The 24,550-nt window shown below is 41.4% G+C and carries 26 protein-coding genes; 17 read left to right on the forward strand and 9 right to left on the reverse strand.

Going from position 1 to position 24,550, the window contains the following annotated elements; genetic code table 11:
- Nucleotides 1–144: 144 nt before the first annotated feature.
- Nucleotides 145–1,284 carry a TolC family outer membrane protein gene (locus tag ACWPW6_RS01540; protein WP_249999697.1) on the reverse strand — a complete coding sequence of 380 codons (1,140 nt, stop codon included), beginning with the start codon at nt 1,282–1,284 and terminating at the stop codon, nt 145–147.
- Nucleotides 1,285–1,739: 455 nt separating this feature from the next.
- Here ACWPW6_RS01540 and ACWPW6_RS01545 point away from each other — a divergent pair, with 455 nt between their 5' ends.
- Entirely contained in the window at nt 1,740–2,522 is a 783-nt protein-coding gene (locus ACWPW6_RS01545) for an SDR family oxidoreductase (RefSeq protein ID WP_454209253.1), read from the forward strand.
- Between the two features lie 372 nt (nt 2,523–2,894).
- Nucleotides 2,895–2,942: a hypothetical protein gene (locus ACWPW6_RS01550; RefSeq protein WP_438361642.1), complete on the forward strand. Its 48-nt coding sequence runs from the start codon at nt 2,895–2,897 to the stop codon at nt 2,940–2,942.
- Nucleotides 2,943–3,054: 112 nt separating this feature from the next.
- Here the strand turns inward: ACWPW6_RS01550 and yihA are convergent, their stop codons facing one another.
- On the reverse strand, nt 3,055–3,666 hold the full coding sequence (gene yihA, locus ACWPW6_RS01555) for a ribosome biogenesis GTP-binding protein YihA/YsxC (RefSeq protein WP_154622086.1): 612 nt from the start codon (nt 3,664–3,666) through the stop codon (nt 3,055–3,057).
- Between the two features lie 378 nt (nt 3,667–4,044).
- Here yihA and ppiA point away from each other — a divergent pair, with 378 nt between their 5' ends.
- The 12 genes from ppiA to ACWPW6_RS01615 all read left to right on the forward strand — a co-directional run bounded on the left by ppiA (nt 4,045) and on the right by ACWPW6_RS01615 (nt 15,346).
- A complete protein-coding gene (gene ppiA, locus ACWPW6_RS01560; RefSeq protein ID WP_154622085.1) occupies nt 4,045–4,617 on the forward strand; it encodes a peptidylprolyl isomerase A in 573 nt (190 codons plus the stop codon).
- A gap of 510 nt (nt 4,618–5,127) precedes the next feature.
- Nucleotides 5,128–5,901, forward strand: a complete 774-nt coding sequence (agaR, locus tag ACWPW6_RS01565; protein ID WP_154622084.1) for a transcriptional repressor AgaR — start codon at nt 5,128–5,130, stop codon at nt 5,899–5,901.
- Nucleotides 5,902–5,971: 70 nt separating this feature from the next.
- On the forward strand, nt 5,972–7,267 hold the full coding sequence (locus tag ACWPW6_RS01570; RefSeq protein WP_154622083.1) for a D-tagatose-bisphosphate aldolase, class II, non-catalytic subunit: 1,296 nt from the start codon (nt 5,972–5,974) through the stop codon (nt 7,265–7,267).
- On the forward strand, nt 7,264–8,418 hold the full coding sequence (locus ACWPW6_RS01575; protein WP_196713871.1) for an SIS domain-containing protein: 1,155 nt from the start codon (nt 7,264–7,266) through the stop codon (nt 8,416–8,418). The genes ACWPW6_RS01570 and ACWPW6_RS01575 overlap by 4 nt, the downstream gene beginning before the upstream one ends.
- 14 nt (nt 8,419–8,432) lie before the next feature.
- Nucleotides 8,433–8,915: a PTS N-acetylgalactosamine transporter subunit IIB gene (agaV, locus tag ACWPW6_RS01580; protein ID WP_196713870.1), complete on the forward strand. Its 483-nt coding sequence runs from the start codon at nt 8,433–8,435 to the stop codon at nt 8,913–8,915.
- 10 nt (nt 8,916–8,925) lie between these two features.
- Nucleotides 8,926–9,708, forward strand: coding sequence for a PTS N-acetylgalactosamine transporter subunit IIC (agaW, locus tag ACWPW6_RS01585; RefSeq protein ID WP_154622080.1), 783 nt, complete (start codon nt 8,926–8,928; stop codon nt 9,706–9,708).
- The gene (locus ACWPW6_RS01590; protein WP_250000482.1) at nt 9,698–10,591 is read left to right on the forward strand and encodes a PTS system mannose/fructose/sorbose family transporter subunit IID; all 894 of its coding nucleotides are present in this window, start codon (nt 9,698–9,700) and stop codon (nt 10,589–10,591) included. Before agaW ends, ACWPW6_RS01590 begins: the two co-directional genes overlap by 11 nt.
- An 11-nt stretch (nt 10,592–10,602) precedes the next feature.
- The gene (gene agaF / locus ACWPW6_RS01595; protein WP_249999701.1) at nt 10,603–11,037 is read left to right on the forward strand and encodes a PTS galactosamine/N-acetylgalactosamine transporter subunit IIA; all 435 of its coding nucleotides are present in this window, start codon (nt 10,603–10,605) and stop codon (nt 11,035–11,037) included.
- A gap of 9 nt (nt 11,038–11,046) precedes the next feature.
- Nucleotides 11,047–11,901 (forward strand): tagatose bisphosphate family class II aldolase, encoded by an 855-nt coding sequence (locus tag ACWPW6_RS01600; protein ID WP_196713869.1) that lies wholly within the window; start codon nt 11,047–11,049, stop codon nt 11,899–11,901.
- A gap of 44 nt (nt 11,902–11,945) precedes the next feature.
- Nucleotides 11,946–13,094, forward strand: a complete 1,149-nt coding sequence (gene nagA / locus ACWPW6_RS01605; RefSeq protein WP_454209254.1) for an N-acetylglucosamine-6-phosphate deacetylase — start codon at nt 11,946–11,948, stop codon at nt 13,092–13,094.
- Between the two features lie 325 nt (nt 13,095–13,419).
- The gene (locus ACWPW6_RS01610) at nt 13,420–13,995 is read left to right on the forward strand and encodes an aminodeoxychorismate synthase component II (protein ID WP_154622466.1); all 576 of its coding nucleotides are present in this window, start codon (nt 13,420–13,422) and stop codon (nt 13,993–13,995) included.
- A 130-nt stretch (nt 13,996–14,125) separates the two neighbouring features.
- Nucleotides 14,126–15,346 (forward strand): aspartate aminotransferase family protein, encoded by a 1,221-nt coding sequence (locus ACWPW6_RS01615; protein ID WP_249999706.1) that lies wholly within the window; start codon nt 14,126–14,128, stop codon nt 15,344–15,346.
- Between the two features lie 66 nt (nt 15,347–15,412).
- Here the strand turns inward: ACWPW6_RS01615 and ACWPW6_RS01620 are convergent, their stop codons facing one another.
- Both ACWPW6_RS01620 and crp read right to left on the reverse strand, forming a co-directional pair.
- On the reverse strand, nt 15,413–16,507 hold the full coding sequence (locus ACWPW6_RS01620) for a hypothetical protein (RefSeq protein ID WP_249999709.1): 1,095 nt from the start codon (nt 16,505–16,507) through the stop codon (nt 15,413–15,415).
- A 182-nt stretch (nt 16,508–16,689) separates the two neighbouring features.
- A complete protein-coding gene (crp, locus tag ACWPW6_RS01625) occupies nt 16,690–17,322 on the reverse strand; it encodes a cAMP-activated global transcriptional regulator CRP (protein ID WP_004923862.1) in 633 nt (210 codons plus the stop codon).
- Between the two features lie 306 nt (nt 17,323–17,628).
- Here crp and ACWPW6_RS01630 point away from each other — a divergent pair, with 306 nt between their 5' ends.
- Nucleotides 17,629–18,033, forward strand: a complete 405-nt coding sequence (locus ACWPW6_RS01630) for an OsmC family protein (RefSeq protein ID WP_154635684.1) — start codon at nt 17,629–17,631, stop codon at nt 18,031–18,033.
- A 71-nt stretch (nt 18,034–18,104) separates the two neighbouring features.
- On the opposite strand, the gene ACWPW6_RS01635 is transcribed toward ACWPW6_RS01630, so the two are convergent.
- The 3 genes from ACWPW6_RS01635 to ACWPW6_RS01645 are packed head-to-tail and all read right to left on the reverse strand — an operon-like array spanning nt 18,105 to nt 20,229.
- Entirely contained in the window at nt 18,105–18,971 is an 867-nt protein-coding gene (locus ACWPW6_RS01635) for a phosphoribulokinase (protein WP_154635710.1), read from the reverse strand.
- Between the two features lie 59 nt (nt 18,972–19,030).
- On the reverse strand, nt 19,031–19,249 hold the full coding sequence (locus tag ACWPW6_RS01640; RefSeq protein WP_154623249.1) for a YheU family protein: 219 nt from the start codon (nt 19,247–19,249) through the stop codon (nt 19,031–19,033).
- Nucleotides 19,250–19,254: 5 nt separating this feature from the next.
- On the reverse strand, nt 19,255–20,229 hold the full coding sequence (locus ACWPW6_RS01645) for a hydrolase (protein WP_163860553.1): 975 nt from the start codon (nt 20,227–20,229) through the stop codon (nt 19,255–19,257).
- A 95-nt stretch (nt 20,230–20,324) separates the two neighbouring features.
- On the opposite strand from ACWPW6_RS01645, the gene ACWPW6_RS01650 reads away from it, so the two are divergent.
- Nucleotides 20,325–20,930, forward strand: coding sequence for a LysE family translocator (locus ACWPW6_RS01650; protein WP_154623251.1), 606 nt, complete (start codon nt 20,325–20,327; stop codon nt 20,928–20,930).
- Nucleotides 20,931–20,999: 69 nt separating this feature from the next.
- Here ACWPW6_RS01650 and murP read toward each other — a convergent pair whose 3' ends face one another.
- Together murP and murQ are read right to left on the reverse strand one after the other, a co-directional pair.
- Nucleotides 21,000–22,472 (reverse strand): PTS N-acetylmuramic acid transporter subunit IIBC, encoded by a 1,473-nt coding sequence (murP, locus tag ACWPW6_RS01655; protein ID WP_163860554.1) that lies wholly within the window; start codon nt 22,470–22,472, stop codon nt 21,000–21,002.
- A 27-nt stretch (nt 22,473–22,499) separates the two neighbouring features.
- Nucleotides 22,500–23,411: an N-acetylmuramic acid 6-phosphate etherase gene (murQ, locus tag ACWPW6_RS01660; RefSeq protein WP_154623253.1), complete on the reverse strand. Its 912-nt coding sequence runs from the start codon at nt 23,409–23,411 to the stop codon at nt 22,500–22,502.
- Between the two features lie 236 nt (nt 23,412–23,647).
- Between murQ and ACWPW6_RS01665 the strand changes: the two genes are divergently transcribed.
- Nucleotides 23,648–24,508: a MurR/RpiR family transcriptional regulator gene (locus tag ACWPW6_RS01665; protein ID WP_154623254.1), complete on the forward strand. Its 861-nt coding sequence runs from the start codon at nt 23,648–23,650 to the stop codon at nt 24,506–24,508.
- Nucleotides 24,509–24,550 lie beyond the last annotated feature (42 nt).

The following is a 24,550-nucleotide window of genomic DNA, read 5'->3' on the forward strand; positions in this document are numbered from 1 at the left end:
GATTCTAACGAGTATCAACTTCAGCAATTGCAACTTGCTTTCCATTAATATCTAGACGGTGATGAGCTTTTGTTTTTTACCCTCGACTCGATGCCATTAATTTTGGAATGGTTATTTTCCGTTTTTGTGGTGAAGGCGAAATGATTAACGCTTCTCCATTTTTAATTGGTTGATTAAATAATCATATTGGGTATTCGATAAATTTTTTTTTGACTGATAGAGGGCGGAAGTGGCAGACAGCATATCGACAATAGTGCGCGTTCCTACTTGATAACCCGCTTCTGTGGCATCTAATGAGCTTTGTGTCGAAATGATTAGTTGCTTATAGGCTCTAATACTACTTATCGACGACAATATATTATTGTATGAAGAGCTAACTTGCTGGGTGACGTTGCGATAATCACTTTCAAGCTGCTCTGTTGCTGCCTGAAAACCATACTGAGCTTGCTTAACTTGGGAATTAACCGTATTTCCTTGATAGATTGGTAAATTTAACGAGAGGGCTGCATTATTTTTCCCTGAATGGTTATGTATTCGATGTTGGTTTTCGATATTATTCTTGTCTAGCCGAGTGTTATTGATGGCTGTAGAAGCTTCTAAAGTGACTATAGGTAAATGCCCGCTTTTGGCGAGGGATATCTTATCATTTGATATTTCTTGTATCAGGCGAGATTTTAATAAGCTAAGGTTTTTCATTCGAGCATTTTCAAGTAGAAAGGTGATATTATCGGGTTTGGCGAGTTGTAACTTATTAATATTGAGTTTTGCTAATTGAGTATATCGTACGCCACTAATTTTTCTTAATATTTCAATTGAGTTCTTCAATTCGTTGTAACCTATAACCTCTTGAGCAATGATGCTGTCATAATTAGCTCTCGCATTTTGCACGTCAGTGATGGTCGTTAGCCCTACATTAAAGCGTTGTGTGGTTTGATCTAACTGATGATAAACCGCGAGTTTATGGGCTTTTATGTAAGTGAGGGCATCAATAGACTTTAAGATATTAAAGTAAGAGATAGCCGTTTCTAAAAGAAGATCTTTCTGGCTTATTTGATAGTTAATATCTGAAATAGCGGCCTGTTTTTCTTGAATAGACAGTGATTTCCACTGGGAACTATCGATTATAGCTTGTGTCATTTGTAGGGATAATGCGGAGTTTTTAATATTTTTATTATTATCTGTTTCATCATTGTTTTTATAGCTTGAATTCGCGTTTAATTTTAATTGAGGTAGTAATGAGCTACGCTCTTCATCTATTTTTTTATAGGCGTTGATAACGCTCACTTTCTGTTTTTTTTAATGTGGGGTTGTTATCTTTCGTTATTTTATAAATATCCAATAAATCCTCTGCGTTACAATTAAAACCTATAATTATTGAGATTATTAAAATAAATAATTTAATTATTTTATTCATTGGTATTAATTCCTAATGCGTTTTTTACAGTTTCGTATAAATGAGATGTCAGAAAGAAATTTTAATTAAATTATAGATCAGCCATTAAAATGTAAATATAAAAAATCACATTTAAAAATTTAATTTAATTTAATGTATCTGTTTTACTATGTGAGCCAACTTAATTAAGTTAGTGTACAAAATGAAATTATTTTACTATCAAATATAATGTGCATTTACTACCTAAGAACGATTGTCACAGTCCATTTTTTTCCCTCAATATAGCGTTTATGTAATCTAATATCTTTTATGGCGACAGGCTTATTTCAGAGCTAAAGGATGAATCATGGAACGCTTATTTTCTCCAACTGCATTTCAAGGGCAGGTCGTGCTAGTTACTGGTGGAGCTCAAGGTATTGGTTTAGCGATTGTTGAAGCCTTTGCTCAATTAGGGGCTTGCGTGATGATGGCTGATTTGCAGTTACAAAAGGCGCAAGCAGCCGCAGCTTCATTGGTCGCAAAAGGGTTTAACGTTCAAGCGGAAGGTTGTGACTGTGCACAGCGGCAACAAATCACCGCTTTGATAGCCAAAATAGAGTGCCAATATCATCGATTAGATGTTGTGGTACACAATGCCGCCTATTTTCCGCTAACAGAATTTATGCAAATAGATGAGGCGTTATTACAACAGACACTCAGTGTTAATTTAATGGCGCCTTTTTATTTGGCTCAAGCGGCTCAACCGATTATGCAAAGGCAGGGCGGTGGACGTATTTTAATCACCTCATCTGTCACTGGCCCTAGAGTTGCTTATCCAGGACTTACGCATTATGCGGCCTCTAAAGCGGGGGTTAATGGTTTTATTAAGTCAGCTGCATTGGAGTTAGCGCCTTTTGGGATCACGGTAAATGGCGTTGAACCGGGAATGATCCGTACACCTGCCATGGCCAATTTAGGGGATGACCAACTTAATCAAAATATAGCTAGGGCAGTGCCTCTCGGCCGTTTAGGTGAACCAGAGGATATTGCTGCTGCGATGGTATTTTTAGCCTCGCAAGCCGCAGGCTATATTACGGGACAGACGATTGTCGTTGATGGTGGGGCATTACTGCCTGAAATTGTTTTGTAGGTGAACCTGATCTCGCTCGATGCTCGACACCGATGATGTTTGCTCTGTTTTCTTTTGCGCAATTTGAAAGTGTCATGCCATAAAACATCCTTTATCTTTTTGGGTTTTTCCTGCTGTTTTTATTTGGCGGAGAACTCCCTTTTTTGTGTGTTATTTGTGCAAAACTACGTGTTTTAGCTGAGTGGAATAAAAATTTACATTACATATTAATGCGACCTATCTCTCATAAATATGTAATAAAAATACGTTTTTTAACGCATATTGCGGTTTTATATTCGCTGAATCGTAGTAAGCATTGAAAAAAAATTACATAAAAGCTTTTTTTTGCGCAAAAAATCAAGTAGAGTATACGGCGTAGGGTACAGAGGTAAGATGTTCTATCTTTCAGACCTTTTACTTCACGTAATCGGATTTAGCTGAATATTAGCTGCTCCAGTCAATATTTTGACTGGAGCATTTTTTTATTCAAAATTTGAGCTAATTGATGATATTTGCCGTTGTGCGCCGATTGACGCACAAGGATGGAAATGGATTAAACGGGTGTGCTGTACCAGCTATCGAGTTTGATACGTAATTTATCAATACCAATCTTTTTCAGTGCGGAAAAATATTCGACTTCCACATCACCCCCTAATGGTTGTAATGTTTGACGAACTTCCATTAATTGTTTTTTCCGTGCACCAGACGCGAGTTTATCAGCTTTCGTGAGGAGCACTAAAACAGGAATTTCCATCGCGATAGACCACTCAATCATTTGCATATCTAGGTCTTTCAGGGGGTGGCGAATGTCCATCAATACCACCAAGCCTTTAATGCATTCTCTTTTTTGCAGATATTCGCCGAGTGCTTTTTGCCACTTGCGCTTCATCTCTTCAGGCACTTCGGCATAACCGTAGCCCGGTAAGTCAACAAGACGAATGCCTTCTTCGACTTCAAATAGATTGATTAATTGAGTGCGTCCCGGTGTTTTACTGGTACGGGCTAAGCTTTTTTGCTGTGTCAGCGCGTTCAATGCGCTAGATTTTCCTGCATTGGAGCGGCCAGCAAAGGCAACTTCGATACCGGTATCTTTTGGTAGATGACGGATATCGGGCGCACTGATGACAAATTTTGTCATGTGATAGTTATGGTTTTTGATTGTCATAGGTGGTTCTCCCTGAGTTGACCTTTGAGGCTGAGGGATTATAGCTATTGAAGGCTGACAAACAAAGCCAAAATTAATCTATACAATTGATGATATGCGTTTAAATTTGCTATTTTTATCTCATATTTGTAGTAATTTAACTATTGTCGAGAGTTTGTAGATTATCTGACGTAAATAAAGGTAAATCTTTAGCAATATATTTAGCTTCGCTCTAGAATTGGTGAATTACACTCATCATAGTCCAAGTTTACAGCATTGCTGATGATGCTTTCAGGCTCACACTTATACGTCTAGCCATCAATTTTTTGGTGTATTAGCTGTACCTTGAATTATTTAGAGTATAATTAAGTCATTAAGCTATAGCGAAAGGGATCTTGAATGTTAAAACGAATTTTTGTGCCTTTACTCGCGGTCTGTGCTATCAGCGCGTCTTCTCTGGCATTAGCTGCGGGTGAAACCTATGTCAAATTAGTGACTTCCGCGGGAAACATTGAATTAGAACTGAATGATAAAAAAGCACCCGTAACCACTGAAAACTTCCTTCAATATGTGAATGAAGGTTATTACAACGGGACCACGTTCCACCGTGTTATTCCTGGTTTTATGATTCAAGGCGGCGGTTTTAACAAAGATCTTCAGCAAAAGCAGACACGTGGCCCCATTAAAAATGAAGCAGATAACGGTCTACGTAATTTGCGTGGAACGATTTCGATGGCTCGTACAGCGAATAAAGACAGTGCGACCAGCCAGTTTTTTATCAACGTTGCTGATAATGCCTTCTTAGACCATGGCCAGCGTGACTTTGGTTATGCCGTTTTTGGTAAGGTTGTCAAAGGAATGGATGTGGTTGATAAAATTTCTAAAGTAAAAACCGAAAACGTTGGCCCATACCAAAATGTGCCCGTTGAGCCAATTTCTATCATTTCTGCTGAAGTGATCAAAAAGCCATAATGGATAGGGTGGGTAGGTCGTGAGTATTTACCCACTTATATTCTTTCCAATAAATCAAATGAGATTACGATGCGTGACATTGATTGAGTGGTGTATTCACAGAGACATTGCCAATCCATGAGGATTGATCGTTTTTCTCCCTTTCCCTTCGCTATGTTTTTCTGCTTATCAGCCCGCCAGCTATTGCAACTAAATTCAATTTTGTGACCTTAATCACTGCGTGATTTGAAAATGGTTTGTTTGACGTTCTTTCGGGGCGTTTCGTTGTTAATACATTCACTAACCTAAATATTGGCCTCTATTAGGCATTTTCGTTGAAAAGTAAATTAATCAATTGAAAGGTCAACCTTTCGATTTGAATGGAAACGAAAGGTTTTTAGTGGTTTTTTGTTCTAAAAATGAACTTTAACAAGGATCACATTTTCGATTAGCTCACTCTGCTGTAATTCATCTATGTTGTTAGCATGGTCAATCGTGATAACAAGGTACTGTTTTTTAGGAGTGATATGCATGAGTACAGATACTGTAAAAAGGCGTGAATGCATCATGGATATGTTGTGCCAAGAAGGGAGTGTACGTGTCGATGCGTTAAGCAAACAATTTAATGTTTCTAGCGTCACTATTCGTAATGATTTACGTTATCTGGAAAAAAAAGGGTGTGCCTTGCGCTCTTATGGTGGAGCAATGGTCAATCATAAATTTGCTTTCGATAGACCGTTACAGGTCAAGGGGCGCATGGACCGTGAAATTAAAACTCGTATCGCTAAAAAAGCGGCGGAGTTTGTTCATGATGGGGATTCTCTCATCATTGATTCAGGTTCAACCACAGCCGAAATTGTTCCTTTTCTAAAACAGCACCGTGATTTAGTCGTGATGACTAATGCTCTCAATATCGCATACGAACTGGCCGGTTTCGACAGCGTAGATGTTATGGTTCTTGGCGGACACGTGCGCAAAAATTCTTATTCTCTTTATGGGCCAGCTGCTGAACAGCAGTTATCGCAATATCGTTTTGATACTTTGTTTCTTGGCGTGGATGGCTTTGATCTTGAAGCAGGGATCACAACGCCGAATAGCGGAGAAGCACATCTAAACCGTGTGATGTGTGATGTTGCTCATCAAATTATTGCCGTGGCAGATGGGACTAAATTTGGACGTAAGAGTTTTTGTTTAATACGCGAAGCTAGACTGATCCATCGTCTTATTACTGATAGCCGCATTCCACTTCATTATCGCCAAGCTTTGACGGCATTTGGTGTAGAAGTCATTGTTGTTGATGAATAAGGCATATCTATTTTAATTCTTAATTAAAAACGCAACGTTTTTAATCATATCTGAGTTATTTGGAGAAATTATGCAGCCGCTATTACAGCTGATCCATCGCCATAAATCGGGCGAGGACGTTGGGGTTTACTCTGTCTGTTCCGCACATCCATGGGTATTAGAAAGTGCGATTCGTTTTGCTAAACAGCGAAATACTTCCGTATTAATTGAAGCAACGTCTAATCAAGTTAACCAGTTTGGTGGCTATACTGGCATGTTGCCTAGCGATTTTCGTGAAATGGTTTGGCACATTGCGGATCAATTAGCATTCCCGCGTGAGAGAGTATGGTTAGGTGGCGATCATTTAGGTCCAAATGCATGGCAAAATCGGTGTGCTGATGAGGCGATGCAACTTTCAGAAACGCTAATTTATGATTATGTTGCGGCAGGTTTTCGTAAAATTCACCTTGATTGCTCAATGTCTTGTGCGGATGATCCCATCCCTTTGAGTGATGAAGTGGTCGCTTCTCGTGCGGCAAGACTATGCCAAGTGGCGGAACGTAGCTGGCAAGATCATGGTGGTGAAGCGCCTGTTTATGTTATTGGTACAGAGGTTCCTGTTCCGGGCGGTGCTAAAGAATCGATGGATGGCTTACAGGTGACATCGCCTGAAGCGGCTAAAGCGACATTGTCTATCCATGAAAATAAGTGGCAAGAGCATGGGTTAGCTCATGTGTGGCCGCGAGTGATTGCATTGGTTGTACAACCTGGCGTCGAATTTGACCATCACAATGTTGAACATTATCACCCCGAAAAAGCGAAGGCACTTAGCCAATTTATCGAATCAGTTCCTCATATCGTTTATGAAGCCCACTCTACCGATTACCAAGCATTAAAGGCTTATCGTCAGTTAGTGCGTGATCACTTTGCAATCTTAAAAGTCGGACCGGCATTAACGTTTGCTCTGCGTGAAGGATTATTTGCACTCGATAAATTAGATCGTGAATGGAATGGTGAACGTGATGCCGCTCATTTACACGCCACTCTCGAACAAATTATGAATGAGCAGCCAGAGCGTTGGCGCCCTTATTACAAAGGTAGTGCTCACCAGCAGTACATCGACAGACAATATAGCCTAAGTGACCGTATTCGTTATTACTGGGCAGAACCTGAAGTGGAAACCGCGGTCGCTAAATTATTAGACAATTTAAGGCGCAATCCCGTTCCTATTTCAATGTTAAGCCAATACCTACCTGAACAGGCAGAAGCCGTTAAAGTCGGCGATTTAGAGAATGACCCAAAAGCTTGGGTTATGGATAAAGTTCGAGGGGTGCTCCTTCAATATGCACAGGCGTGTGAGTCTCAATCACAAGGAGTGATGGCATGAAAACCATATTGTCATATTCACCATCTTGGTTAGAACAGCATGGTGCTCTGTTTACCGCGCAAGAAATTACACACCAGCCTCGACTGTGGCGTGAACTGTATCGAGAGTTGGCAGCAAAATCAGCACAATGGCAGCCTTTTTTGGCCAAATTATTCGCCAAGCCAGACTTACAAATTGTGTTATGCGGTGCAGGATCATCGGCTTTTGCAGGGAAAGCAATGGCACCTTGGCTACGCGAATACTGTGGGTTAGACGTACATGCATATGCCTCTACCGATATCGTCCCAACCCCTTGGCACTACCTTGATAAACATAAGCCGACATTATTAGTTTCTTATGCGCGTTCAGGTAATAGCCCTGAAAGTGTGGGGGTCATCGAACTGGCCGATGAGCTACTCGACGATGTCTATCACTTGATGTTGACCTGTAATCCCGACGGCGCGCTAGCACGTTATGCGGAAGGGAAAAAGCATGTTTGTTCTTTAATCATGCCGGATGGCTCTCATGACAGCAGTTTTGCCATGACCTCAAGCTTTAGCTGTATGACATTAGCAACCTTATTACTCTTTGGTGTTCAAGACTTCACACAATCACTTAACCATGTTGAAGAGATTGCCACATTGGCAGAAACAGGCCTTTCACAATGGTTACCGATGATTCAAAGCATAACAGAGGATAGTTTTAGTCGCTTGGTTGTGCTTGGCTCAAGTTGCTTTACGGGCATAGCCGAAGAAGGGGCGTTGAAAATGTTAGAGCTAACGTCAGGGAAAGTGGCAACACGCTTTGACTCAACATTGGGGGTACGCCATGGTCCTAAATTTATGATTGATAAAGAAACATTGGTAATAGTGATGTTATCGGCTGAAGAGTATTGCCGCCGCTATGATATAGATTTGCTAAATGAGCTGAAACATGACCAACGAGCAAAGAATATTGTGGCACTGAGCAGCCAGCCTTTAGTACAGGCCGTCGAGCTTGATAGCCAACTGAATGATATTTGGTTGATATTTCCTTACCTTGTCTTTTTGCAACTTTTGGCATTTGAAGCCTCTCTTCATCATGGTTTATCACCGGATAACCCTTGCCCGACTGGTGAAGTGAATCGTGTTGTTAAAGGTGTTCAGCTATACCCATACAAATCAACAAAATAATAATAGGAGTGAGTATGTCTACCCCAAATATATTGATGACTCGTATCGATAATCGTTTGATTCATGGCCAAGTTGGTGTGACATGGACGAATTCGCTTGGCGCCAATTTGGTGGTTGTTGCAAATGATGAAGCCGCTGTCGATCCTGTCGCCCAATCTTTAATGGACATGGTGGTTTCTGATGGTGTGCAAACCCGTTATTTTACCCTGCAAAAAACTATAGATGTGATCCATAAGGCCGCGGATCGTCAAAAGATTTTCATCGTTTGTAAAACTCCTCAAGATGTACTCACCCTAGTTCAGGGCGGTGTTCCTATCAAATTTGTCAATGTTGGCAATATGCATTTCGTTGAAGGTAAAAAACAAATTCATAAAACGGTCTCTGTGGATGATAGCGATATTCATGCCTTTCGCGAATTAGAAAAATTAGGGATCACTTGTGAAATTCGTCGTGTACCGGATGAGGCGGGTGAAGCCGTCTCTAAGCTAATTAGCTAAGGAGGTCAGTATGCTGGCTGACGCACTACTTATCGCTTTAATTGCGGGGATTGCTGGGGTCGATTTATTTAATGGCTTGACGCACTTTCATCGACCCGTGGTGATTGGCCCCATTGTTGGATTGATTTTAGGAGATGTTCAAACTGGATTATTAGTCGGCGGAACATTGGAATTGGTTTGGATGGGAATGGTGCCACTTGCTGGGGCTCAACCACCTAACGTCGTTATTGGCGGCATTATTGGAACAACATTTGCCATCATGACACAGGCTGATCCTAAAGTTGCTATCGGTATTGCGGTTCCATTTTCTATCGCCGTACAAGGTTGTATCACACTGTTGTTCACACTTTATTCGCCTATGATGCATAAATGCGACGAAATGGTGAAAAAGCTCAATTGGCGCGGTATTGAGATGGTGAACTATTTTGGGATCCTTATTCTATTTTCTTTCTACTTTATTGTTGCTTTCTTACCCATTTACTTTGGTGCTGATGCCGCAAGTGCCATGGTACAAAAAGCGCCGCAATGGCTTTTGGATGGGTTAGCCGTAGCCGGTGGAATGATGCCAGCGATTGGTTTCTCATTACTGATGAAAATCATGATGAAAAAGACCTATGTTGCCTATTTTATTCTTGGTTTTATTTCAGTGACGTTCTTAAACATGCCTATTATCGCGGTCGCGCTGGGGGCATTCGCAATCGCACTGATTGATTTCTTCAACCGTACTCGCAATGACAACAATGATAACGGCAGCTCACCGAAAGTTGCTCAGGAGATGAATGATGGCATTTAATGACAATGATGAAGCTCTGGCAGCAAAAGCGGAGCAGCGAATGGCTCAAGCGATGGCAACGAGTCAGGTAGAGCGTGATGATTACCTTGATAGCGAACCTGCAACAGGGCTCACTAACCGTGATATTAACGTTATGGCGCTGCGCTCATTACTACTACAGGCTTCTTTTAACTATGAACGTATGCAAGCGGGCGGCTGGCTTTATACGCTGATCCCAGCACTATGTAAAATTCATAAAAAGCCGGAAGACTTATCGAATTCGATGAAAATGCACATGGAATTTATCAACGTGCACCCGTTTGATGTGACATTTTTATCGGGTTTAGTGCTGGCGATGGAGCGCAGTAAAGAGAAAATCTCGACGATTCGCGCTGTGAAAATAGCGTTAATGGGGCCGTTAGGTGGCATTGGGGATGCGCTGTTCTGGCTGACGTTATTGCCCATTTGTGCCGGTATTGGCGCCTCACTCGCTCTGCAAGGAAGTTTATTTGGTCCCATCATTTTCCTGCTGATGTTTAACATCGTGCATTTTGCGTTACGTTTTGGATTGGCTCATTACGGCTATCGAGCAGGAACAAAAGCGATAGCCATGCTAAAAGCACACACAAAGAATATTTCTCATGCTGCTTCCATTGTTGGGATGACGGTGATCGGTGCCCTCGTGGCTTCTTATGTGCATCTCTCTACACCGTTAGTCATGACGGCCGGTGAAGCTAAAGTGGCGCTACAAACAGACGTATTAGACAAACTGATGCCAAATTTATTGCCTCTCAGTTTTACATTGCTTGTCTACTGGCTAATGAAAAAGGGCTTTTCACCCGTGAAACTCATTGGTGTCACTGTGGTATTTGGCGTGCTTGGTAAATTAGTTGGATTCTTATAAGGGGTTGGCAAATGTTAGGTGTAGTGATTACAGGTCATGGGGGATTTGCGAGTGGCCTATTACAAGCAGTACAACAGGTGATAGGCCCGCAAGAACAATGTGTTGCTATCGATTTTCCTGAAGGTATGTGTACCGACACGCTCCAGCAGGCCTTAAAAAAGGCGAGCCAGCAATGTGACCGAGGGGAGGGGGTTGTTTTTCTCACTGACTTATTAGGGGGATCTCCATTTCGGCAGGCGTCATTGATGGCGCTAGAAAATGAAAATTATCAAGTTATCACCGGAACCAATATGCAAATGGCAGCAGAAATGATGCTAGAGCGCGACGGTATGTCAGTCGCCGAATTTCGAGATATGGCATTGGAATGTGGGCACCGCGGTTTAACCAGTTTGTGGCATGAGCAACAACGTGAAAAAGACGCTGTTGTGAATTATGATGGCATTTAAGGAGAGTATATGTATTTAATTTCTAACCGTGAAATGCTGAAAAAAGCACAATACCGTGGTTATGCGGTACCGGCTTTTAATGTCCATAACCTAGAAACGGTTCAAGTTGTTGTTGAAACGGCAGCAGCGATGTCATCCCCCGTTATTCTTGCCGGCACACCAAGCACTTTTACTTATGCGGGTTTGGAATACATGGTCTCAATTTGTCGTGAAGCGGCACGGGTGAACCGTCTACCTATTGCGTTGCATCTTGATCATCATGAAGAGTATGACGATATTTGCCATAAAGTCAGAGCAGGCATTCGTTCTGTGATGATTGATGGTTCTCACTTTGCTTTTGAGCAAAACATCGAAACGGTCAAGAAAGTGGTGAGGTATTGTCAAAACTATGATGTTAGCGTTGAAGCTGAGCTAGGACGATTAGGTGGGCAAGAAGATGATTTGGTCGTCGACAGTAAAGATAGCTTCTATACTGATCCGATGGCAGCAAAAGAGTATATCACGCGGACAGGCATTGATTCCTTAGCCGTCGCGATAGGGTCAGCGCATGGTTTGTACCATGGCGAACCTCACCTTGATTTTGAGCGCCTAGCAGCGATTAAGCAGCAGGTTGATATTCCTCTGGTATTACATGGGGCTTCAGGGATCCCTGAAAACATGATTAAACGGGCTATTTCGCTTGGTGTGTGTAAAGTCAACGTGGCAACAGATTTAAAAATTGCTTTTGCTGATGCTGTCAAAGCGCATTTTGCCGAGCATCCAGATGCTAACGACCCTCGCAAATATATCACACCGGGTAAAGAGGCCATGCGCAAAGTTGTTGAAAGTAAAATTACGATTTGTGGGAGTGCCGGTATGATGTAAGTGGCACTCACTTATACATACAAGAGGCATTGATAGGATGTAAGATGATTAAATCAAATAAGCAGATATATGTTCGTAGGGCATTATTGCCTTCGGGGTGGGCGGATAATGTTTTAGTCATATTGGATGATCATGGGGGTATCCAGCGTGTGATCCCGAATACGCAGTCTGCGGAACAGCCGTCGCCATTCACATTATTACCTGCACTTATTGATACCCATATTCACGGAAGCGCGGGTGCTGATGTGATGGATGCGACCCATGAATCACTCAATAATATCTCTCGTTTCTTAGCATCAAAAGGTGTTGGTGCGTTTTTGGCAACAACAGTTACTGCTCATCATAACGCTATTGAACGAGCATTGGTTCAAGTTAAAAACAGCCAAAAACAAGGTGTGGATGGTGCCGAAATTTTAGGGAGCTATCTTGAAGGGCCATTTTTTACGGCACAACATAAAGGGGCTCATCCACAACATTTATTACATCAACCGGAAAAAGCCTTGTTACAGCGATGGATAGCGGTTGCAGAAGGTAGTTTAAAATGTGTGGCGCTAGCCCCTGAGCATCCAACGTCACTTGAGCTAATACCTTGGTTAAAGTCACAGGGAGTGCGTGTCATGATTGGTCATTCAAGCGCAGATTATGCATTAACGCAACAAGGGTTAAATCAAGGTGCGGATGGGGTTGTCCATTGCTACAACGGAATGAATGGTCTACACCACCGTGAGCCGGGTATGGTTGGTGCTGCATTAACTCACGACCAATATCAGGTGGAATTAATCTGTGATGGTCACCATGTGCATCCAGCTGCAATCAACGTGGTTTACCGTTGTTGTGGGGAACGTTTGTTGTTGATTACAGATGCAATGTGTGCGGCCGGTATGCCAGATGGTGAATACTCTCTCGGTGAAATGACGGTTCAGATGAAAAATGGTGTCGTTCGAACTGAAAGCGGTAGTCTCGCGGGGAGTACCTTGACCTTAGAACGGGGAGTGAGCACGCTACAGCAAGCTTGCAATATATCTTTCGCACAAGCATGGCTACATGGCAGTTTATATCCGGCAAAAGCGTTAGGGATTGCTGACCGTTTGGGTTCCATCGCGCCTGGTAAGCAAGCGAATTTAACACTCTGTGATACCGCAGGAGAAATACAGGCTACTTTTGTGCAGGGTAAGTTGGTTTTTCAGCGATAAACTGATTTAGGGTATGTGATGTCATACCCTAAAGCTGAAATCGTTTAATCGAATGAATGCTTGTAGAGTTAAGAATTATTATTTTATTAATTAAGAATAATTTGTTATCAGTATGTAAATATAATCCCATGATTTTTATATGGAAAATGGTTTAGATAAATTGGATTACTTGATTTAAATAGGCTATTTTCCTGCCTCGGCTGTGTTATGATACCCGCCCCTTATTATTTTTCACTGCTTTTTAGCTCGTATTCTGATTGCTAATGGTAGTAAACTATGCTGGGGATATAATATATAATGATAAAAATCAGTCGGATAGGCTACTATGCTTTTACTTATTGATAATTACGATTCATTTACTTATAACTTATATCAATACTTTTGCGAATTAGGCGCAGAAGTACTCGTTAAACGTAATGATGAAATTTCTATCGAAGAGATAGAATTATTAGCGCCTACACACCTAGTGATCTCACCAGGACCTTGCACGCCTGATGAGGCAGGGATCTCTCTTGAAGCCATTAAATATTTTGCAGGTAAAATTCCAATTTTAGGGATTTGCCTTGGTCATCAAGCGATCGGTCAAGCCTTTGGAGCCACGGTTGTGAAAGCAAGAGAAGTGATGCACGGCAAGACTTCTGCTATTCATCATAATCATCAAGGGGTTTTTAAAGGGTTAAATAGGCCGCTTACGGTAACTCGTTATCATTCCCTCGTCATTGCCGCGGAAACATTGCCAGCATCTTTTGATGTGTCCGCATGGTCACTGAATAACGGTGATGTGGATGAAATTATGGGAATACGTCATAAAACCCTACCAATCGAAGGTGTTCAGTTTCACCCAGAAAGTATTTTGAGTGAGCAAGGTCATGATCTACTGAATAATTTCCTAAAATACTAGATTTTGCTTATTTCAACAAAAAAATAAAATTCACTTCATCACTCGCTTAGCTATTGCTCTTTTGTGATTTTTTATTCATATTTATTGCTTATATTTTCACTTAAGCACTAAGCAAAAGCAGGTGAGGGGTATGAAAGAACAACAAGCAGTAAATCGGCAGACCTATGATGAGGTGATGTTACCTATTTATTCTCCGGCAGAATTCATTCCTGTTCGTGGGGAAGGTAGCCGAGTTTGGGACCAGCAAGATAAAGAGTATATCGACTTTGCTGGTGGGATTGCGGTGTTAGCACTCGGTCATTGCCATCCTGCTTTAGTTGATGCAGTTCGTGAACAGAGCGAAAAGCTGTGGCATGTGAGTAATATTTTTACCAATGAGCCTGCGCTAAGATTGGCTCAAAAGCTAATTGAAGCCACTTTTGCTGAACGTGTCTTTTTTGCAAACTCTGGTGCTGAAGCCAATGAAGCCGCATTTAAATTAGCGCGTCATTACGCTATCACTAAATACAATCCATATAAAACGAAGATCATCGCTTTTAAGCAAGCCTTTCATGGTCGTACCTTTTTTACCGTATCAGTTGGAGGGCAAGCCAAATATGCGGATGGCTTTGGACCAAAACCCGCTGATATTATTCATGTGCCATTTAATGACCTTGATGCGGTCAAAGCGGTCATTGATGAAAATACATGTGCGGTCGTATTGGAACCTGTACAAGGGGAAGGGGGCGTCACTGCTGCAACGCAAGCGTTTATACAAGGCGTACGTCAGTTATGCGATGATAATAAGGCTCTATTGGTCTTTGATGAAGTGCAAAGTGGTATGGGGCGTACTGGTAAGTTATTCTCTTATATGGATTATGGTGTGGCACCCGATATTCTGACCACTGCGAAAGCTCTTGGTGGCGGTTTTCCTATTAGTGCGATGCTGACCACCCATGAAATAGCGCAAGAAATGGGGCTTGGTACACACGGTACGACTTATGGTGGAAATCCGTTAGCTTGTGCTGTCGGTAATGCGGCGTTTGATATTATCAATACACCAAAAGTGTTGGATGGTGTCATCAAGCGACATGAGCTATTTGTTTCCCACTTGAATAAGCTCAATGAAAAATATGATATTTTTGCTGAGATCAGAGGGAAAGGGTTATTAATTGGTGCAGAATTGAAAAACCAACTCAATCATCGTTCGAAAGAGATTTTACAGGCGTGTGCCATTGAGGGATTAATGATGCTCAATGCTGGGCCAAATGTATTACGCTTTACTCCATCATTAATTATTTCTGAGGAAGAAATTAATAGTGGTATGAAAAAATTAGAAACAGTGATTGAAAACGTATTAAAAAATAAATAAATGTCTTTTACTCAAAGAGGTATTAACCTCTTTGAGTTTTTAACCATTGATGAGTAGATTAGATCATTATCTTTTTTTGTATAACCTTTCTACTGACGCCTGCTGTTCCTCTAATGTCGCAAATGTTTTTCGAATAATAACAGGAGCATTTTGAGCATTATTTGGAGTAATCGTTTTTTTTATTTTACGAGAACTTTGCGTGCTTATATTTTTTGTGTGATTAATGCGGTTTCCCTTATTTTGTATTTGTTGGGGATCTGCCTTGTTGTGAGTTTCAGAAACGCAAGGGGATAATGCTATTTCAGTCAGACCTCTTTTAACTTGCCCATTTATAATGACGCGTCCAGTGCCTTGATAATGAGAAGAGATGACATGAGCGGTCTGATGAATTGACTGTTCCTTTTTCGGTGGATTGAGTTCCTTAGTCGTGGTGGCTATTTTGAGGGGAATGCGACTTCCTTTTTGATATGAAATTGGTTTCGGTTGAGTGAAGTGTTTAATAATGGTGTCTTTCTCGGATTGAGTTTGTTCTTTTTTATCCATATACCAAACTAAATCCAGTTCTGAATAGTTTGTACCAATAAGGCTTGCATTGAGTTCTGATTTTTTCAGGTAGAGCATTGAGCGATCTTTTAGAGATTCAGCAGAATAGCGATTAGCCTCTAATTTATCTAACACGTGATGACATTTAGATTTCAACTGCTCAAGTTTTTGTTGAAGATGACATTCAGACGTCGGTCTCTTCACATTTAATGGGGAGGTTGATTGGTTATCACAGATATGACGCTCATTTGTTTTAATCGTATTTTTTGACATGCTTGGTTTTAATGAATAGGAAAAGGGTAACGATAATGAGGGTAAAGAAGGGAGCTGGCTCTTATTGAGAATATTGGCGGTATTGATTGCTACATCGATTTTAGTTTGCTGTACCTGACATGCGTTATCATCGTATTTTACGGGTGTCGATAAGGTGATTGAGGTTGGCTTAGTGCTATGTATTTCGTTAAGAAACTTATACTTTGCTTCTAGATTATTTCTTTTTATACGACATGATTCAGCGATTGTTTCAGTTGTCAGATTGCCACGTTTGAGCATCTCTGCATGAGCCGCTACTGTTTGGTTGATATATTTTACGGATGGGTGATGTTGACTTGTTTTCATTTTAATAAAACCTTTAAATAATAGTATATTAATTATTCTAGATTTTATTTTTTAGTGGATATGAATAATATAAAATAACGATACTTATGCTATTTGCTGGTTTTGTGGTGATATCGAAGGAAAATGGCTCTATATCAAAGATATAAAGCCATTATGCAATTGAGGTCAGACGAATTATAGGTTTATCGAGTACCGTACACCACGATAGTTTTACCATGCGCGGAGATAAGGTTTTGGTCTTCTAGCATTTTTAAGATGCGACCAACCGTTTCGCGGGAACAACCGACAATTTGGCCAATCTCTTGGCGTGTGATCTTAATTTGCATTCCATCTGGATGCGTCATCGCATCGGGTTGTTTCGCTAAATTAAGTAGCGTTTGAGCAATACGGCCTGTGACATCAAGGAAAGCCAGATTACCGACTTTTTCTGATGTGGTTTGTAGGCGGCTTGCCATTTGCGCGGAAAGGCGCATAAGGATATCAGGGTTAACCTGAATAAGCTGACGAAATTTTTTATAAGAAATTTCAGCGACTTCGCAGGCACTTTTTGCTCTGACCCAAGCTGAACGTTCTTGCCCTTCTTCAAATAACCCTAGTTCACCAATGAAGTCTCCCTGATTTAAATAGGAGAGGATCATTTCTTTGCCTTCTTCATCTTTGATTAAAACAGCCACTGAGCCTTTAACGATATAGTAAAGGGTTTCTGCTTTTTCACCCTGATGGATCAGAGTGCTCTTGGATGGATATTTATGAATATGGCAGTGTGACAAAAACCATTCAAGAGTAGGGTCTGTTTGTGGCTTGCCGAGAACCATTAGCGTTATCCTCTGTATGTTAATACAGCCATTCGGTTAATCGTCACCAGAATAGCTGGTTTTTTAAAGTCACTAGCTTAGCATATTAATTCGCATTATAGAGCAAGTTAATACCAACACTATAATATAATCAATTGAAACCTTGAGTTTTGATCTTAACCCTATCAGGTGGAACTTTGTTTGTAACATATTAAACTCAGAAAGTCTTGTTTTTATCGATTCAGCATCATAAAGCGCCTATTTGATTGAAAGGGTTTATGTAACAATGTAATCTTTTAGATAAACTTTTTCCTAGGGGAATAAAATATGGAAGCAAGAGTTAAATGGGTTGAAGGGCTCTCTTTTTTAGGCGAATCAGCTTCAGGTCATCAAGTTATGATGGACGGTAATTCCGGTGATAAAGCGCCTAGCCCAATGGAAATGGTCTTGATGGCTGCGGGCGGTTGTAGTGCTGTTGATGTTGTTTCTATTTTACAAAAAGGCCGTAATGACGTGAGGGGTTGTGAAGTTAAATTAACGTCACAGCGTAGGGATGAAGCACCTCGTTATTTTACCCATATTAATTTGCACTTTATTGTAACGGGAACGGATTTAACGGAAAAAACGGTTGAACGCGCTGTTCAGCTTTCTGCTGAAAAATATTGCTCGGTCTCATTAATGTTAGAAAAAGCCGTCACTGTTACCCACAGTTTTGAAATCAAAAACCAATAATTTATTTATTAATTATATAAATTTTTTAATTTATGATGCTTATTTTAAATAATAATAAGCATCATTTATTATTAATCATGTTTTCTTTTTATGAGTTTTTCGACCAACGGTGTCATGATTAACTCCATCGCTAATCCTAATTTTCCACCTGGTACAACGATAGTGTTCATTGCGGATATAAAAGAACCATTTAACATCGACAATAAATAAGGGAAGTCGATCTGTTCTAGCCCCCTAAAACGAATGACAATGAAACTTTCATCTTGTGAAGGAATCGCTTTAGCGGAAAATGGATTGGATGTATCGACAGTCGGTACACGTTGGAAATTAATATGGGTACGTGAAAATTGAGGGGTAATATAATTAATATAGTCACCCATTGAACGTACGACGGAATCCATGACGGCTTCTCGTGAATGCCCCCGTTCTGTTGTATCGCGGATCAATTTTTGGATCCATTCAAGGTTAACGATTGGAACCACACCCACTAATAAATCGACGTACTGTGCGACATCGTTTTCAGGCGTGACGACACCGCCATGCAAGCCTTCATAGAATAAAACATCACTATTTGCAGGTAAGGGTTCCCACGGTGTGAATGTGCCAGGCTGAAGCCCATAGGGTACAGCTTCATCATAGGTATGAAGGTATTTACGTGATTGACCTCCACCCTGTAAGCTGTAATCTAATAAGGTCTGTTCTAACAATGAAAAATCATTCGCTTCGGGACCAAAATAGCTGATGTGGCGGCCTTGTTCTCTTGCTTTGCGAATCGCCATATCCATTTCTGGACGCGTATAACGGTGGAAACTATCCCCTTCTAATGTTGCCGCTTGGATATTTAACTGATGGAATATTTTACGAAATGCTAAGCTTGTGGAGGTGGTTCCGGCACCACTAGAACCAGTAATTGCAATAATTGGGTGCTTTTTTGACATCATGGACTCCCTGTGCTGCGTTTGCGTCCATGCTTATTAAAATCATGAGCGAAACGGGTTTACGGGCGAAACTGACTTTTTGGCATAAAATTAACAGATTCATGTAATTCTGACCAGACTAGCACAATTTCTCCTGAAACTAACAGCCGTTTTACGTCGTCTACCTTTTGTTGTAACGACTTTTCATGTTCACCATAATCTGTTCCTTCACGTAAGACATAAGCTTCGATCAGGTTTTCTAAAGTGTCAGGGTCTAAATCTTTCCAAGGAATAATCATGACGTTTATTTACTTAAATATGCTGTTAACCATTGAGGAATACGTTTTTCTAACCACATTTCTGGTTTCCTAAAGGAACCGCTAACAAAACCAACATGTCCACCATGTTCAGTCATTTGATATTCGATATTCGCGGGTAAATGTGCTAAATCAGGCACGACATCAGGTGCCATAAAAGGGTCATCTTTGGCATGAATGATTAATGTCGGTTTGGTAATACGGGGTAACCTTGGTAACGCACTGCATTTTTGATAATAATCTGTCGCATTTTCGAAACCATGGATCCTAGCCGTGATCACATCATCGAACTCACGAATACGTTTTAGTTGCTTCAGTTGCGCTAAATTTAGGGGTAATGAACCTGGGTAACGCACCAGTTTGCGTGTGGCATTACGTTTCAATCCATTCAGTAAATAACGTTGATAGAATTGGGAAAACCCCTTTTCCATGCGAATCGAACAAGGTTCTAGCATCAAAGGAGCAGATACGACAACCCCTGCATCAAGGTCTGCCTCATCACCACTTTCCGCTAAATAGCAAGCAAGCATATTACCACCAAGAGAATAGCCAACAGCAGCGGTTGGAACATTTCCCCAAGTCTGTTTTAGCCAATGCAAAAAATACCGCGCATCACTGGTTTCACCTGAGTGATAAATCCGCTTTTGACGATTCGGTTCACCACTACAACCTCGGAAATGCATGATCACCCCTAACCAACCGTGATTCTGGGCGCTTTCTAACATGCCATGAGCATAAGGGCTTTTAAAACTACCTTCTAAGCCATGAAATATCACTAAACGCGGTTTATCGCGTGCCAGCTCAGGGGCTTCACTCCAAGCAAGGTCGATAAAGTCACCGTCAGGTAACTCAAGTCGTTGCCAAATAGGCTTAATTTTCGGTGTACGTCGAAAGATCCTTGGCAATAATGTTTGAAGGTGTGGATTCTTAGCCCAGTTGATTGGTCGAAAGTTTTCTGACATAGCCTTATTTAATTTAGTAATACCCTTGTGGGGCACATAACATACTGTTATTTTTTTGTGATGCAAGTGCACTTAATCGTTAGGATTGATTATAAATGAGTCTAGGACTAGTTTTTTCACTTTTTACGTTTCTATTTATTGCAGCAATAACACCCGGTCCTAACAACATGTTGTTAACATCAAGCACTGCCAATTATGGTTTCCGTCGCAGTGTTCCCTTATTATTGGGGATCATGTTGGGTATGCAGTCTATACTTTACCTTTCCGCGTTTGGTGTTGCAGCGCTTTTATTGCTTTATCCCGCATTACATATCGGCATGAAAATCGTTGGTAGTATATATTTATTGTGGTTGGCATGGAAAACCGCAACCGCCAGCTATTCACCATTGAAAACAGAGAGTACCGTTGCCAAAAACATCAAATGGTATCAAGGTGGGTTGTTACAATTTTTAAATCCAAAAGCTTGGATGATGGGGCTCGGTGCTGTCGGTAGTTATAGTCTCCCCGGAGAACTGTTTACTCAATCGATTATTATAATGAGTATTGCCGTGGTCATGGTTAATTTAGTGGCAGGGGTAATTTGGATGGCTGGCGGAGTCTTCATTGGCCATTTTTTAAGAAGCCGTCGTGCGTGGTTTATTTTTAATATAGTGATGGGACTATTAACGGCAGCTTGCGTCCTCTTGATTTGGCTTGAATAAAAATGTGCGGTAAACGGCAAAAAACCTTTATGAAGGGGGGAGCCTAATCATTGTGGCTCCCCCTATCATTTAATCCAAATCGATATTTTTGCTACCAAAGAAGTAAGTGAAAATAAATCCGCACACATAAGCGACGGCAATGCCACCGACATAAACCGACATACCTGCAAACACACCTTGGGCAGAGGTCATGAGCGGAATGGCAACTAAACCTGATGGGCCAAACACCGTGTTCAGTCCGACAGGTAAGCCCATCCAAGCAATTAAACCAATAAAGAAACCACCCGCAGCCCCCCCTAAACAGGCCGTCACGAAAGGCTTCACGCGTGGTAAGGTGACGCCATAGATCAGGGGTTCTCCAATACCAAGGAAGCCCGGAATGATGGCACCGCGAATTTGATTACGTAAAACCGAATCTTTTTTCGCTTTTGCATAGAGTGCGAGAGCGGCACCCACTTGCCCAGCACCCGCCATGGCCAAAATTGGGAATAATGAGTTGAAGCCTTGGGCATCCACTAAGGCAAAATAGACGGGAACAAATCCTTGGTGTACCCCAAACATCACGGCGATCAAGAATAAACCTGCTAATACGGCGGTTCCAAATGGATTACCATTGAGGTGCATAAATAGCCATGACATACCACTGAATAACCAGCTACCTAATGGCATGATGACCACATAAGCCGCCGCACCAACAATCAGTAAGGTAATGGTGGAAGTTAAAATCATATCAAGGTTAGCAGGAATAATTTTACGTACCTGTTTTTCAACCCATGCACCAAAAATACAGGCGATTAACACACCGATAATGCTGCCTCTAGGGTCTATATCCCAACCAAAAAAGTTGGTCATTCCTGAAAACACCCCAGTGGTTGCATTGGGGTCATAACCCAATACAAAGAGTGCGGCAATAATCGCGCCATTGACTCCACTACCACCGAAGGCTTTTTGGGCATTATAGCCAATTAAAATACTTAAAAAGCTAAATAACCCTTTGCTGAACACCGACATATAAAGAATTAAGTGCACGCCAAATGTCTGTTGCTCTGGGGTTTTAGGTAACCCTTCCGGATAGAAGGTTTGAGTCGCTAATGTTGCGAAACCGAGTAGTAGACCGGCAGCAATAAACCCAGGAATAAGGGGAGTAAAAATGGTGGCAAACTTAGATAAAAAACGATGCACTGCACTTGTTTGTTTCTGCTTCATCTGTTGCTTATTCGATGAGGCAAGTGCACTTAGGTTCGTTGCTAATGAAGGATCTGTTTTTTCGTCAACGACCTGCTCACCACTTTCGAGTATTTGATTCATTAGGTCAGCAGCAGTTTGAGCTTTACCTGGCCCTAGAACAATTTGTAATTGCTCATCACTTTCGATGACGCCAAGGACGCCAGCGATTTGTTTAATTGCTGTTTTATCGACAAGTTGGTCATTGTTGAGTGTTAAACGCAAGCGAGTCATACAGTTTCCCGCTTGCTTAATATTTGCACTGCCGCCGACCTTTTGCAGGATCTCCTGCATCATTTCTTTTGTGATTTTAGCCATGCCATTTACCCTATCAGTTTCCGTTTATTAAACGGACTTTGCGACGTTGAGCGCCGTACGAATAAACCCATTATTGTCTGATAGCAATTGACGTGCTTCATGTGCATTTAGCCCAGATAAGATCATCAAAATTGCTGTTTTGCAGTGTCTTTGACATTGTTGTAACGCGGATTCTGCGGTTTCCCTGTCACATTCAGTCGCTTCCATGACGATTCTGACTTGTCTCTCAACTAACTTGGCATTGGTTGCTTCAACATCGACCATTAAATTGCCGAAGACTTTACCAATACGGATCATTGCACCCGTCGTGATCATGTTGAGCACTAATTTCTGTGCTGTTCCTGCCTTCATGCGTGAAGAACCTGTCACGACTTCTGGTCCGACAATAGGTGTAATAGCGATATCGGCTGCATTTGCGACCGGACTATTTGGGTTACAGCTAATGGAAGCTGTCACAGCGCCGACTGTGCGTGCGTAGGCCAGCGCACCGAGTACATAAGGTGTACGGCCACTAGCGGCAATACCGACAAGTACATCTTTGTGATTAAATTGGATGTTAATCAGATCTTGCTCTCCCAGCTCTGGTTTATCTTCCGCATTTTCAACAGCACGGAAAATGGCTTGGTGACCGCCAGCGATTAAACCAATCACTTGTTCATGGGGAGTGCCATAGGTAGGAGGGCATTCACTCGCATCCAAAATACCGAGGCGACCTGATGTGCCTGCACCTGAATAAATCAATCTACCGCCATTGAGAAATGCTTGGGCGACTTTGTCGACAAGTTGTGCTATTTGTGGCAGTACTTTTTCGACAGCAAAGGGTACTTGCTTATCTTCATTATTGATGACTTGCAACATATCAAGAGTAGACAACTGATCGATATGGGTGCTCGCTGCGTTACGACTTTCCGTTACCATTTTGCTTAAGTCAATGGTCATAATAAATTACTCCTACTTCGGTTAATGGAAGGATATTAAGGAATTATTTATTCCAGTGATGTGATAATGATCACGGTGCTCTCTATTCTGAATTGTCAATATGAAAGAATATTTCTGTATGATTTAGATAGAGGTGATTAGTTACTTATTGAATTTAAGGGATTAATACTAAGTAATGCTATTTTTCTACGAGGAATAATTTATTTTTAATCATAGGCAATGAATAAGGAATAAGGATGACTTTACTGGATACCATCACGTGTTTGCTGCCAAGGCTTGCTGAAAATCAACGTAAGATCGCTCAGTACATCCTCGAAAAACCCGAGCGCGTACTTAGCTTATCTTCTCAGCAACTGGCGGAAACGTTGAATGTGAGTCAATCTGCTATTGTTAAATTTAGCCAAAAGGTCGGCGTGAAGGGATATCCGGCACTCAAATTAGCACTCAGTGAAATTATTGGTCGTCAACAACTTGATGAAGCGAACCCCCATGTGGCGTTGCATAATCGTATCACTCAGAGCGATAACCTAATGGTTGTCGCACAAAAGTTGGCTCTGGAAAAAAACTATTCCATCACCGAAACAACGCGTCATCTCGATTTTAAAATGTTTGAAAAAATTGTGGATAGCATTGATAAATCACAACGTGTACAGATTGTGGGTATTGGGGGATCAGGCTTAACGGCCAAAGACTTAAGTTACAAATTACAAAAGATTGGTATCACCACCTTGGTAGAATCGGATCACCATGTGCAAATTGCAGCCGCACTGACCTTGACCCCGCAGGATACTCAAATCGTGATTTCGTTTACAGGTAAACGTAAAGATATGCTGACTGCTGCCAGCATTGCCCGTAAACAAGGCGCTAATGTGGTGGCAATTACGCGTAGTAGGCTTTCTCCTTTAGCACAATTATCAGATTATGTACTGGAAAGTATTGCGGAAGAAAACGAATGGCGTAGCTCATCAATTTCATCGAGAACGGCTCAAAATACGCTGACAGACCTGCTGTTTATGGCTTTGCTCCAAAAACGTGAAGCACGAGCGAAAATGTTGGTAATGAATGCGCGAGTCATGATCAATAAATTAGACGAGTAAAGGCAAAATTGTTTTTTATCAATAAGTCACTTGCTTGTTCTT

Source organism: Providencia sp. Marseille-Q8014, from assembly GCF_965112055.1.